This window comes from Acinetobacter bouvetii (genome assembly GCF_902753875.1).
GTDB classification, from domain to species: Bacteria; Pseudomonadota; Gammaproteobacteria; order Pseudomonadales; family Moraxellaceae; genus Acinetobacter; species Acinetobacter bouvetii_A.
In genome coordinates this window covers 56,179-69,076 of the sequence record NZ_CADDTS010000027.1, presented here as the reverse complement: position 1 = coordinate 69,076, position 12,898 = coordinate 56,179, and the positions used below count along the sequence as shown (strand labels likewise).

General features: G+C 44.2%; 8 protein-coding genes and 2 tRNA genes. 4 read left to right on the top strand and 6 right to left on the bottom strand.

The genetic code is table 11. From position 1 onward, the window contains the following. Positions 1 to 10: 10 nt before the first annotated feature. From FB6_RS07975 to FB6_RS07965, 3 genes are all read left to right on the top strand, one after another. Positions 11 to 86, top strand: a tRNA-Glu gene (locus FB6_RS07975). Positions 87 to 96: 10 nt separating this feature from the next. After that, positions 97 to 172 (top strand) — tRNA-Glu (locus FB6_RS07970). A gap of 146 nt (positions 173 to 318) precedes the next feature. Then, a complete protein-coding gene (locus tag FB6_RS07965; protein ID WP_174559499.1) occupies positions 319 to 1,026 on the top strand; it encodes a glutathione S-transferase N-terminal domain-containing protein in 708 nt (235 codons plus the stop codon). Between the two features lie 2 nt (positions 1,027 to 1,028). On the opposite strand, the gene FB6_RS07960 is transcribed toward FB6_RS07965, so the two are convergent. The 6 genes from FB6_RS07960 to FB6_RS07935 form a co-directional block, all read right to left on the bottom strand. Further along, the gene (locus tag FB6_RS07960; RefSeq protein WP_174559498.1) at positions 1,029 to 2,273 is read right to left on the bottom strand and encodes an NADH:flavin oxidoreductase/NADH oxidase family protein; all 1,245 of its coding nucleotides are present in this window, start codon (positions 2,271 to 2,273) and stop codon (positions 1,029 to 1,031) included. Positions 2,274 to 2,373: 100 nt separating this feature from the next. Continuing rightward, positions 2,374 to 3,963, bottom strand: a complete 1,590-nt coding sequence (locus FB6_RS07955) for an ABC transporter ATP-binding protein (RefSeq protein ID WP_174559497.1) — start codon at positions 3,961 to 3,963, stop codon at positions 2,374 to 2,376. Next, complete coding sequence (locus tag FB6_RS07950; RefSeq protein WP_174559496.1) at positions 3,938 to 4,951, bottom strand: ABC transporter permease; 1,014 nt, start codon at positions 4,949 to 4,951, stop codon at positions 3,938 to 3,940. The genes FB6_RS07955 and FB6_RS07950 overlap by 26 nt, the downstream gene beginning before the upstream one ends. Continuing rightward, the gene (locus FB6_RS07945) at positions 4,951 to 6,015 is read right to left on the bottom strand and encodes a microcin C ABC transporter permease YejB (RefSeq protein WP_174559495.1); all 1,065 of its coding nucleotides are present in this window, start codon (positions 6,013 to 6,015) and stop codon (positions 4,951 to 4,953) included. The genes FB6_RS07950 and FB6_RS07945 overlap by 1 nt, the downstream gene beginning before the upstream one ends. A gap of 25 nt (positions 6,016 to 6,040) precedes the next feature. Further along, entirely contained in the window at positions 6,041 to 7,885 is a 1,845-nt protein-coding gene (locus FB6_RS07940; protein WP_174559494.1) for an extracellular solute-binding protein, read from the bottom strand. A 30-nt stretch (positions 7,886 to 7,915) separates the two neighbouring features. Continuing rightward, positions 7,916 to 11,188: a LysM peptidoglycan-binding domain-containing protein gene (locus FB6_RS07935; RefSeq protein ID WP_174559493.1), complete on the bottom strand. Its 3,273-nt coding sequence runs from the start codon at positions 11,186 to 11,188 to the stop codon at positions 7,916 to 7,918. Positions 11,189 to 11,407: 219 nt separating this feature from the next. Between FB6_RS07935 and dnaQ the strand changes: the two genes are divergently transcribed. Beyond that, a complete protein-coding gene (gene dnaQ, locus FB6_RS07930) occupies positions 11,408 to 12,820 on the top strand; it encodes a DNA polymerase III subunit epsilon (RefSeq protein ID WP_174559492.1) in 1,413 nt (470 codons plus the stop codon). Positions 12,821 to 12,898 lie beyond the last annotated feature (78 nt).

The window sequence follows — 12,898 nt, the reverse complement described above, 5'->3', positions numbered from 1 at the left end:
CCTCTGAAACGTCCCTATCGTCTAGAGGCCTAGGACATCGCCCTTTCACGGCGGTAACCGGGGTTCGAATCCCCGTAGGGACGCCAATACTTAGATGACCCTATCGTCTAGAGGCCTAGGACATCGCCCTTTCACGGCGGTAACCGGGGTTCGAATCCCCGTAGGGTCGCCATATTCGAGATCGCAAGATCTCACTAAAAAGCCTGATCATTTGAATCAGGCTTTTTTGTTTTTAGTCTTCTGAATTAAAATAGATTTCATTTCAAAACTGCGTGCTATTCGCTACACTCAACTCAGTAAAATAATAAACATATCGATATGCATATTACGCTGTTTCATAAAACCAATTCACGTTCTCAACGCATTCTCTGGTTATTAGAAGAATTAAATCTCGATTATGAATTGATCCATTGTGATGACCCTATTCCGACTCAAGGATTCGATAAATTGCCAAACCTGAATTCAACACTCAAATTTCCAACCGTACAGATTTGTGATGAGCATTCTACCGAGGTCATTAGTCTCACTGAAACGGCTGCAATAGCCGATTACCTGAGTCATCAGTGCAATAGTTTAGGTATGGCCCAGCTCTCATCGTCAGAGATGCTTCATTACTATTTTTGGAAAAATTTTGCTGAAGCGACGCTTATGCCAGATTTAGCCTTAAAACAGATTTTTGCTCAAATTGTGCTACGAACACCTTTTCCAGTGCGCTTTATCTCTAAATTTCTGAAGTTCGGATTTGATCAGGGTTATTTAAATGATGCATTGCAGCAGCATCTGTTCAGGATCAATGCGCATCTGAAAGACCACATATATTTAGCCGGAAATCATTTCAGCATTGCCGATGTTTTATTGTGGTTTCCACTACTAGCATGCACCCAAGCCAGTACAAAATTTGCAGAGCTATTGCATATTCAGCGTTATCTACAAAAAATACAAAGCAGACCCGCCTTTCAACGCGCATTAGAAAAAGGGCAATGGTCTGCTACTGTGTTTCAGACGTATTGGTCTCAAGCCTGGTAAATTTAGGCACTACGACGTGAATTGATCTGCCCTTTAATGATGGCCGTGATATTGCCTTTGGCATATTTTAGGAACACTTTCAGCGGGGACAATTTCGGATTTGGACGTTTACCTCGGGCAATATCTTTAAACTGCGCGGCATACCAGATAATTTCCATAATCGCCATTTTATCAACCATCGGAATACCGGTTTTAATTTTATTGACTGCATAACGCACATCCTGCCCCGCAATCAGGCGATCCGTTAAATCGGTTTCCACCGCCAAGGGACGGGCAATCCCAATAAATTCACAGGCACCACTATCGAGTGCCGCATTCATGCCTTCTACGGTACGGAATCCACCCGTTACCATTAAATGGCATTGCACTTCTTTACGGATTTTCTCGGCAAAATCGAGGAAATAGGCTTCACGTGCGATGGTACTGACTTTACGTTTATCTTCCTTGGCACCAGCCATAGCAGGTGCTTCGTAAGTGCCGCCCGAAATTTCAATTAAATCGATCCCCGCAGCATCAATTGCCTTAAATACAGCAACCACTTCTTCCTCAGTGATTCCGCCACGCTGGAAATCAGCCGAATTGAGTTTGACAGAAATAATAAATTGTTCCGAAGTTGCCGCCCGAACAGCCTTATAAATTTCCAGTAAAAAACGCATCCGGTTTTCAATCGAACCGCCCCATTGATCCTCACGCTTATTGGTCAAAGGCGATAAAAACTGGCTGATCAGATAGCCATGCGCACCATGCAGTTGTATCCCTTCAAATCCGGCTTGTTCACAGATTTTGGCAGAAGTGGCAAAACGCTGAATAATATCCAGAATTTCATCTTCAGTCAGGGCACGCGGTGTACCAAAAGTGGTGGCCAGCATGGGAGAAAACGGCACAGCCGATGGTGCCACCGTTTCCTTATTTAAACCTTTCGGACATTGACGCCCCGGATGAGACAATTGAATCAGTTGCACCATACCATGGCGTTTACCCACTTCTGCCCACTGCTTGAGCTGGGCGAGATCACGTTCGGATTCAATCACCACCACGCCCGGTTCATTTTTGGCACGAAAGTCCACCATGACATTACCGGTAATGGCACAGCCCAAGCCCCCTTTGGCCCAAGCCTCATAGAGATTGAAATGCAACTGGCTGGGTTGACCTGCATCATTGGCCAAGGCTTCACTCATCGCACCCTTGATAATACGGTTTTTAAAGCTGACATTTCGAATCGTGGTGGCTTCAGCAAGATGACTCATATTTCAATCCTGATTTATTTGTATTTATTTAGAGTTAATACTCTAAACTTATTCTGCCATCCGTCAATGGTAATTCTGACAATATGACTTGTCAGTATATTTATGCGTATTGGCTGGCCTCAATCAGTTGCCGGGTATATTCTGTTTGCGGATTTAAAAATAATTGTTCAGTCCTTTGAAATTCCATGACCTGTGCACGGCGCAGCACCAGTACTTTCTGACACAACGCTTTTACCACCTGCAAATCATGACTGATAAACAGATAACTGATCTGGTGTTCTTGCTGCAAGCGTCTGAGCAATTTCACAATCGCGCGCTGCGTGGTTCGGTCCAGTGCCGAAGTAGGTTCATCCAGAATCAGTAATTTCGGCCGTAAAACCAGCGCACGTGCCAAAGCCACCCGCTGACGTTGTCCACCTGACAGTTCATGCGGATAACGCATTCTAAAGCTGATCGGCAATTCCACTTTTTCTAGGGCTTCATCTATCCGTTGTGAGATTTCAACCGCAGACAGTTTTTTGAGTCCCAAACCTTCGCCAATGGTCTGTTCGACATTCAGGCGTGGATTTAAACTGCTAAACGGATCTTGGAAGACCATCTGAAATTCGGCACGCAGTGGGCGCAGCTGTGTTTCATTACACTGGTTTAAATCTGTCCCCAGCAGGACAATTTCACCTTCACTTTTGATGAGGCGTGAAATTGCTAAAGCCAATGAACTTTTGCCCGAACCGCTTTCCCCAACAATACCAATCGATTCACCTTGCATTAACTGTAAATCCAGCGGTTCGACTGCGACAAAGTAGTCTTTGACCCGATTCAACAAGCCTTGTTTAATGGGAAATTTCACTGCAACACGGTGTAAAGCCAATAGATTGGGAGCTTCTGCAATTTGAATAGCTTGACCAAAATCATGATTGAGCAAATCTTGGGTGTAGGATTGTTTGGGTGCGGTAAATATATCGGCAACGCTACCCTGTTCTTCTACCACACCTTTATTCATCACAATCACCTGATCAGCATAGCGACGTATCAGATTTAAGTCGTGACTGATCAGAATCATTGCCATATTTCGGCTTTGCTGTAAGAATTTCAGCAAGTTTAAAATCTGCGCCTGCAAGGTGACATCCAGAGCGGTCGTCGGTTCATCGGCAATCAGAATATCCGGATCCAAAGCCAGTGCCATGGCAATCATCACTCGTTGCCGCTGGCCACCAGAAAGCTCATGTGGATAACGACGCAGCTTATCTTCCGGATCTGGAATGCCCACATCTTTAAGTAATTCGATCACACGTGCGCGTGCTTTTTGTTTAGACCAGCCTTGTAGCCAAAGGCTTTCAGCAATAATTTTTTCTACCCGATGTAAGGGATTTAAAGCGGTCATCGGTTCCTGAAAAATCATGGCAATTTTCTGGCCACGAATCTGTCGTAGTGCTTCAGGCAGTAGCGATAATAAATCTTGCTGCCCCAACCAGGCCTGACCCTGTATATTCAGTGTGCTAGGCAACAGCCCAAGCAAAGCCAGACTGCTAATCGATTTACCTGAACCACTTTCCCCGACGATAGCCAGGGTTTCACCGGCATGCAGCTGAAAATTCAGATCATCTACCAGCACTTGTTGTTGATGCTGAATCTTTAAATGTTCTACTTTTAATAGCGTCTGCGGATTATTGGCGTCTTGGATCGAATGCATCGCGTGTCGCCTCCCCAATATAAATCAGTAAAGATAGGACGATGGCCAAGGTAAAGAAGCCGGAAAGTGCCAACCACGGTGCGTTCAAATTGGATTTACCCTGCAATAATAATTCACCTAGCGATGCCGCATCGGGCGGTAATCCATACCCCAAGAAATCTAAAGCGGTCAGCGCGGTAATATTGGCCGTGAGCATAAAAGGCAGCTGCGACAGACTGGAACTCATCGCATTCGGCAAGATATGCCGGAACATAATGGTTCGATCTCCCACCCCCAGACTGCGCGCTGCACGCACATAATCCAGATGACGTGCTTTTAAGAACTCAGCCCGAACCAGACCGACCAACGTAGTCCAGCCGAAAAACAGCATAATCAGGAACAGCCAGTACACATTCGGGGTAAACATGCTGACCAGAATCATCACCATGAATAGCATTGGCAGACCACCCCAGACTTCCAGAATGCGCTGCCCCAACAGATCAATCCAGCCACCGTAATAGCCCTGAATCGCACCTACAACGATGCCCAGCAGCGCAGAAGCAAAGGTCAAGGCAAAGCCAAAAAGCAGTGATACCCGTAAACCATAGAGAATACGTGCCAAGACATCACGGCCCTGATCATCAGTACCTAACCAGTTTTGTGAAGTCGGTGCAGAAGGCACCGGTACCACCAGCTCTAAATTTGGCGTCTGATAGGAATACTCAATAATCGGCCAGACAGCCCAGCCTTTTTCATTGATCAGCTGTTGTACGGCTGGATCTTTATAATCAGCTTCGGTTTCAAACACACCACCAAAGGTGGTTTCTGGATAGGACTTAAACACCGGGATATATAGGGAATGGTCGTATTGGACTAAAAGCGGTTTATCGTTGGCAATCAACTCTGCAGCCAGCGATAAAATAAAAATCACCGCAAAGACCATCAGACAGCCAAAACCGAGTTTATTTTCCTTGAAACGTTGAAAGCGCACATGCATTAAAGGTGACATTATTCAGCACCTCGCGAATCAAAATTAATGCGCGGGTCAATCACCTGATACAACACATCGCTGATTAAACGTAGAATCAAACCCAGCAAGGTAAATAAAAATAATGTTCCGAAAATAACCGGATAATCACGCTGCTGAATCGCTTCAAAACCAAGCAGACCTAGGCCATCCAAATTAAAGATAATTTCGATAAACAGGTTGCCAACAAAGAAGATACCAATCAAGGCTTCAGGTAAACCGGCAATCACAATCAGCATGGCATTACGAAATACATGACCATACAGCACCCGCGATTCTGTTAAACCTTTGGAACGTGCTGCCAAAACATATTGTTTATTTAATTCTTCCATGAAGGAATACTTTGTCAGATAAGTCAGCCCGGCGAAACCACCAATCACTATTGCCAGCAAAGGTAAGGTCATATGCCAAAAATAATCTTTAATTTTTCCCAAGATACTCAGTTCACTAAAATTTTCAGAAACCAGACCTTGCAGCGGGAACCACTGAAAATATGAACCACCAGCAAAGAATACAATCAATAACACTGCAAAGACAAAAGATGGTACAGCATAACCAATCGCCAGCAAGAGCGACGTGGATTTATCAAACAGCATGCCATGCTGACGGGCTTTCTTAATGCCCAACGGAATCGACACCAGATAAATCAGCAAAGTACTCCATAAACCCAAGGACAAGGACACCGGCATTTTTTCCCACAGCAACTGCGTTACCGGTTTGTCTTTAAAAAAACTGACACCGAAATCTAAGCTGGCATAACTTTTGAGCATGTTCCAGAAGCGTATGTACGCAGGCTGATCAAAACCGTATTGGGCTTTAATCTTCTCGACCATTTCCTCACTTAAACCTTTGGCGCCCTGATAATTGCTTTTCGCAGTGGCTGTTTCCCCACCCGTCGCACTCAAGCCCTGAAATGCTTCTGCCTGTTGAATAGCTTGCTCAACAGGCCCACCCGGTGCAATCTGAATCACCACAAAGTTAATCAATAAAATGAAAAACAGCGTTGGAATAATCAGCAGCAGTCTTTTTAGTATATATATGCCCATCGAAACAACGTTCCTTGTGCCTTCGCTATTGCTTATTTTGACCTAAATAATGGGTGACTTTTTTGGCCTGTTCGGCATCACTCCACCAATAATCAATGCCTGATGAAAGTTTAGGTTTCACCTTGGGTTGATGATACATGTTCCAGTAGGCAAACCAGTTTTCACCTTTACCATAGGTCGGAATTTGATAATAACCAGCCCGTAATAAACGATCCAGTACCCGGGTTCGAAGCACCAGCTGTTCACGATTCGGTGAACGGATCACCTGCTGAATCACAGCATCAATTACCGGGTTTTTAATGCCTGCATAATTGTAGTTGCCCGCCTGATCTGCAGATGCACTGCCCCAGAACTGCGCCTGTTCATTGCCCGGATTTAGAGACTGCGGCATTACATTGGTGGTCATATCAAAATCTTTGGTTCGCATACGCTCAATATACTGCGGCACATCGACATGGCGAATGGCGACTTCAACCCCTAAGCGTTTCATATTGCGGATAAAGGGCATTAAGGTGCGCTGCAAACCATCTTGATGGATTAAAAACTCAATCCGAATCGGCTTGCCTTTGGTATCCAGCAAACGTCCATTTTTAAAGCTATAACCGGCTTTAATGAGTAACTGGCGTGCGTTCAGCAAATTATTACGGTTAAAGCCACTGGCATCAGACACCGGGTATTTCCAATCTTTCAAAACACCCTGACGTTGAATCGGGTCAAGTTTGGCTAAATAAGGTTTTAGAATTTTCAGTTCCGCAGCACTGGGAACACCTTTGGCTGCCAGTTCACTATTGGCAAAATAACTTTGTAACCGTTGATATTGCCCATAGAACAAAGCTTTATTTTGCCATTCAAAATCGTAGGCATAAGTAATAGCCTGACGGAATTTGATATCCTGAAATGGCGTGCGCCGGGTATTGAAAACAAAACTTTGGGTCGGTATGGGATTGTTATGCTGAAATTTGTATTTCACCACCATACCCGCTTTGACTGCAGGAAAATTATATTCTGTGACCCATTTACGTGCAGTAAATTCTTCATGCAGGGTATATTGACCTGACTTAAAGCCCTCAAAAGCAATGTCTAAATTGCGGTAATAGACATATTTCAGCCGGTCAAAGTTATAACGTCCCTTGTTAACCGGTAAATCCTTAGCCCAATAATTTGGATTGCGTTTATAAGTAATACTACGACCGGCATCAATCCGGTCAATCAGGTAAGGGCCTGAACCTAAAATCGGTTGCATGGTAACACGGGTGAAATCTTTCTTCTGCCAATCTCTTTTAGAGTAGATTGGCATTTGTGACAGGATCAGCGGCATTTCCGAATTATTATCAGATTTAAAACTCATCTTCACTGTATATCTGGATAACACTTCAGTTTTATCCAGATCGGCCAGATACATTTGCAAGCCCGGATTGGACTTGGTCTGATAAGTATCAAAACTAAATTTCACGTCTTCGGCAGTCACCGCACTGCCATTGCTAAAGTGCGCTTTTGGATTTAAATGGAAAATGACATATTTGGTTTGATCAGGATCAAACGTCACTTTCTCTGCCAGTAAGGGATACATGACCCCTGGCTCATCCAGTGAACTCGACATCAGCGAATCAAACAAATGATCCACACCATCAGTTGAACTACCTTTGCCATTCATACTATTCAGATTATCAAATGTGCCATTACTGGCTGTACTTAAATAACCACCTTTCGGCGCATAAGCATTGGCATAAGGCATGACCGACAAGCCAGCATATTTCGGCTGGCTATGGATTGCGATATAAGGCGTGGTCTGTACTGCAGCCCATAGCCCTTGAGTCAACAGACTCATCCCACAGGCAAAACTCAAGTGTTTTGCTAAAGCAAATGACATCTAAAAAGACTCCCTGTCTTGGCTTACAGATCAGTTTGGAACTTTAATCACTTCGCCAATACGCAATTGCTTATTGGGCTGAAAATCATTCATTTCTGCCAGTTTATCGGTATCTAGTCCATAACGGTTCGCCAAGCCAATCAGGGTATCCCCACGTTTAATTTTATATTCAACCACTGTTTTAGGGACGACAATCTGCTGACCCACGCGCAGGCCTGCACGGGTATTCAAGTCGTTCATCGCTGCCAAGTCAGCGACAGAGATGCCTACCCGATTGGCAATTGCATTTAAAGATTCGCCTGATTTCACCGTATAAGCTTCAGTGCTTTTAGAGGTCTTCACAGTTTTTGCTGCTGGTGCATCAATTTTAGTTTCCAGCTTGGGTAAATCCCCTTCAATTTTTAAACGCTGTCCCACACGTACACTGGAGGTACGAGTTAAACCATTCAATCCAGATAAATAATCCAATTGCAGGTGGTATTTTTTAGCAATGCTGCTGAGTGTTTCACCTGATTTAACCACATGCGTGTCACTCTGTTTTTCAAAGCTGACTTTTTCAACTTTCGCTTCAGCTTTAGTGGCTTCCGGTTCTTCACCTGTCAGTTTTAAACGCTGTCCCACGCGTAAGCCGGTATTACGGCTAATACCATTAATATTGGCAATATAATCCATCCCTAAATTATATTTGGCAGAAATGGCAGACAGGCTATCACCCGATTGTACGGTGTAACTATCTGGAATGGTGGAACCCGCTGGAATTTTAAGGGTTTGTCCCACCCGTAGTCCGCTGCTATTAGATAATTTATTAAGCTGAGCCAGTTCCGTTAAAGACATTTTCGACTGTGCTGCAATACTGGATAAAGTATCACCACGTTGCACCTGATAATTTTCAGTTTTATAAGTCAGTTCTACTGCTGCCGTCTCGACTTTTTTAACAGAAGTTTCTTTTTCTTCTTGCTTAGTTTCTACTTTGCCGTCCACTTCCTGTAATGGCACATTAATTTTTTGTCCCACCATTAGGCTACTGCCGGCTGTTAATCCTGTAGTTAAGTCTGCCAACTCCTGATTAGACAAAGCATAACGATCTGCAATCAGTTTCAGATATTCGCCACGTTTCACCACATAGGACTTGGTTTTGACTTTTGCAGTAGATTTGGAAGTATTACTCTTGGCTTCAACAGTCTCGGAATTGCCTTGAGCGGTTTCTTTTAAAGATAATTTTTGCCCGACACGTAAACCACTACTGACAGATAAATCGTTGTAATCTGCCAGTTGCTTCACTGACAGACCAAATCGGTTGGCCACTCCAGTCAAACTATCATTGGCCTGTACCACATAGCTTTCAGGCTGTGATTTCGACTTGCTGCCTGAAGAATTATCGGTATTTTGTGGTTTGGCATCATACAGATAAATACTGGTGCCTACATACAACGGAGAGTTTGGATCAATCTGGTTCCATTTGGCGACATCCCGCCAGTTCAAGCCATTTTTCATGGCAATCAACGCCAAGGTGTCACCCTGTAAAACAGTATAAGTGCTACGTTTACCTTTAGGCGGCACCACCACCACTTCTGACTCGGTTTTAACGTAGTTTTTGCCTTCATTACGTTTAGCTTCTTCAGAATCAGCCTTGGTACTTTCAGCAACCCCTTTAGGATATGCAAAGCCTTTGGTAAGTTCTTTACCTTGTTGCTCAGCTACGGATAAGCTGGTTTGAATTGCGGTTAACTTGATTTTGCCATCATACGGATCGACAATTTCCGTGCCTTGCGGTGCAATGGCTTTAATTTCTGCGACCACTTTTTCCTGTTCAGCCTTGCTCGCTACAGGCTGCAACACTTGTTCAACTGTTTTGTTTTCACCTTCCGCCTTCACAGCTGCCAGAATTTGTTCTCGCTCATTTGCTGACAATGGCGGTTCTACAGTCACCGGTTTTACATTTTGAACCTGAGTGACTGCAACTGGAATACGTGGAGCACTTGGAATATCGCTATTTGCAGCAAAAGAGGCCAATGCTTCAGAACCCTGAGGTGTTGCTATACGGGTACGGGTTGATGGCTGTTTCGTTACAGCGACAGCAGTGGCAGCTTTTACTGGAGTCTGCTGCTGAACAGTTTTATTCGTATTTGATGCCAATATAGGTGGTGCTGTTTTAACCGGGTTAATTACCTGAGTATTCATCTCGGGCGGATTGGTCTTGTTAGCAGTGATAGGCTGAGCTGCACTTGCCCATAAACCAGTCGAGTTCGGTGATAATTTTTTTAAACGAGCATCTACAGAAGGGCTTAAATCTGCAGGAATAATAATTTTCATCGGACTTTGACTGTCAATCCAGTCTCCGCGATGCCCTGGGTTTAATTGATACAACTCTGCACGGCTTAAACCAGTAATCGAAGCCACTTCATTTAAACTGACTGCCCCAACTGAAATCTCTCTAAAATGAGGGCGGTTGGCAATTGGCGGTAAAGAAACGCCATAAGCACTCGGATTCTTCACAATCTGGGCAACTGCCAAGAAACGAGGCACATAGTTCATGGTTTCCTGCGGAAGTTTCAGCGACCAATAATCCGTCGGCAAACCTGCTGCCTTGTTACGGTTAATTGCCTGCTGAATACGTCCCGGACCAGCATTGTATGCTGCCAGTGCCAGCTCCCAGGAACCAAACTGATTGTATAAACCACCTAAAAACTCGTAGGCTGCACGGGTCGATTCCACCACATCACGGCGGCCATCGTATAAACTGGTTTGTCTTAAGCCATAAATACGTCCGGTACTCGGAATAATTTGCCACATCCCTGCCGCTGCGGCACTACTGGTCGCTGCTGGGTCATAAGAACTTTCAATAATCGGCAATAAAGCCAGTTCGGTAGGCAAACCGCGACGTTCCGCTTCTTTTACAGTATGGTAAAGATAACGAGACGCGCGCGCACTTAAACGATCCAGATAAGGTTGGCGCGAAATAAACCAGCCGCGCTGTGCTTCAATACGCGGATCCCAATGGGTTTCATCCATTTTAAAACCCACGATCATACGCTTCCAAACGTCACCGTGTTTTAAAATGAGCAAACGATCACCTTCCACCGCACGCATATCAGTCGCAGAAAGTAGATCTTCTAATGAGTCTAAGCTACTGGCATCTAAATATCCGGACGAACCAACCATTTTCGATTTTGAGCCATGCGTTGCACTCTGGCTTGATGAACAACCCGTCAGCCCCAATGCAGCCAAAGCTGATCCCAATACAGTTATTTTAAAAAAAATGGGGAATGAAGGCTGCCACAAAATCGCGGTTGGTTTATACATAAAAAAATCCAAACAACTCGTATAAAATTTATTTTTTAGATATGCCATTGTAGTGAAGCACGACGCAGACACAAGCGATTAATTTAGCGCGATTTCAGTATAAATGTTACAAGAATTTAAAAAATAACCATGTTATACAGTTCTAAAGTGCAATTGCGTTATACAATACGCACTACACTCAATTCAATTTGGCTCTTATTTCGTTCGGATTTGGTTTCTATGACTCAAACAATCACACTCTATGTCGATGGCGCCTGTCGCGGCAATCCTGGTTTAGGCGGTTGGGGTGCATATGTGATCACCGAATCTGAAGAACATAAGTTGTTTGGTGGCGAACCGGAAACCACCAATAACCGTATGGAACTGACTGCAGCCATTGAAGGGATAAAATTTTGCCCAAGTGACGCCAAGCTGATTATCTGGACCGATTCCAACTATGTGAAACAAGGCATTACCGAATGGATCCACGGCTGGAAAAAGAAAAACTGGAAAGATGTCAAAAACCCGGACCTCTGGAAATTACTGGATGCTACTTGCCAAGGCCGTGAAATTGAATGGAACTGGATCAAAGGTCATGCAGGACATCCTGGGAACGAAATGGCCGACCAATTGGCAAACCAGGGTGCAGATCACACATTAAAAACCATGAAAAATTCTTCAGCACAAGCTCCAAGTTTAGATAAAAAAAAAGCTGAGCAAGACTGGCTGCTCGATGACCCTTTTGGTTTCGACCTGATGGATGCCGATGTGCAGGAGGACAGTGAGGTATTGGAAAATGAAACTGTAAAAAATTCAGTGTCAGATGATATCCCACAGGCTGAAAATTTAAATGAAACAACAGAAGTAGTCGCAGCCGTTTCAGCAAATATATCTACGCCCATTTCGGAAAAATCACTGCATCCGCATATTGTGATTACACCGCGAACCAAAGAAGTTCATGGCCCACGGCAACTGATTCTGGATACCGAAACCACAGGTTTCTATTTTCAGGACAGCGACCGTATTATTGAGGTGGGCGCGATTGAAATGGTCAATCGCAAACTGACCGGCAGCTCGATTCATATCTATATCAACCCGCAAAAACCGGTCGGTGAATCTGAAAATATTCACGGTATTTCAGATGATTTTTTGAAAGACAAACCGCTGTATCAAGAGATTGCTGATGTACTGTTTGACTATTTAAAAGGCACAGAAATTATTGCCCATAACGCGACCTTCGATATGAACTTCCTGGACATGGAGTTTAAACGTGCGGGCTTTGTAGCCTTATCAGAAGTTTGTACAGTGACCGATACCTTGGCCATGGCCAAGAGCAAGCATCCAGGACAAAAAAACTCCCTCGATGCTTTAGTGCGTCGTTATGAAATCCCACAGCGTGACCGTACTTTCCACGGTGCCTTGCTGGATGCTGAAATTCTATCAGATGTCTATCTGGCCATGACCGGTGGTCAGGTTTCCTTCGACATGGATACCTTGACCGAGAGCTATCAACAAGAAGCGCAAACAGCCCGTTCTGCGGTGCAAATTGACCTGCCAGTTATCCGTCCCTCTGCCGAAGAACTTGAAGCACATGAGAATTGGGTCAAACAATTTGAAGAAAAACATGGAACAGCTTGTCTTTTTACAAAATAAAATCTACATTTCTAGTTGTTTTTTGTATTTAAACGTTTAACAGTTAAGTTATAGTTAAACGCAAAGAAGTTTCGCCTT

Coding starts and splice junctions, on each gene's coding strand:
- FB6_RS07965 (WP_174559499.1), top strand. CDS start 319: ATGCATATTACGCTGTTTCATAAAACCAATTCACGTTCTCAACGCATT.
- FB6_RS07960 (WP_174559498.1), bottom strand. CDS start 2,273: ATGAGTCATCTTGCTGAAGCCACCACGATTCGAAATGTCAGCTTTAAA.
- FB6_RS07955 (WP_174559497.1), bottom strand. CDS start 3,963: ATGCATTCGATCCAAGACGCCAATAATCCGCAGACGCTATTAAAAGTA.
- FB6_RS07950 (WP_174559496.1), bottom strand. CDS start 4,951: ATGTCACCTTTAATGCATGTGCGCTTTCAACGTTTCAAGGAAAATAAA.
- FB6_RS07945 (WP_174559495.1), bottom strand. CDS start 6,015: ATGGGCATATATATACTAAAAAGACTGCTGCTGATTATTCCAACGCTG.
- FB6_RS07940 (WP_174559494.1), bottom strand. CDS start 7,885: ATGTCATTTGCTTTAGCAAAACACTTGAGTTTTGCCTGTGGGATGAGT.
- FB6_RS07935 (WP_174559493.1), bottom strand. CDS start 11,188: ATGTATAAACCAACCGCGATTTTGTGGCAGCCTTCATTCCCCATTTTT.
- dnaQ (WP_174559492.1), top strand. CDS start 11,408: ATGACTCAAACAATCACACTCTATGTCGATGGCGCCTGTCGCGGCAAT.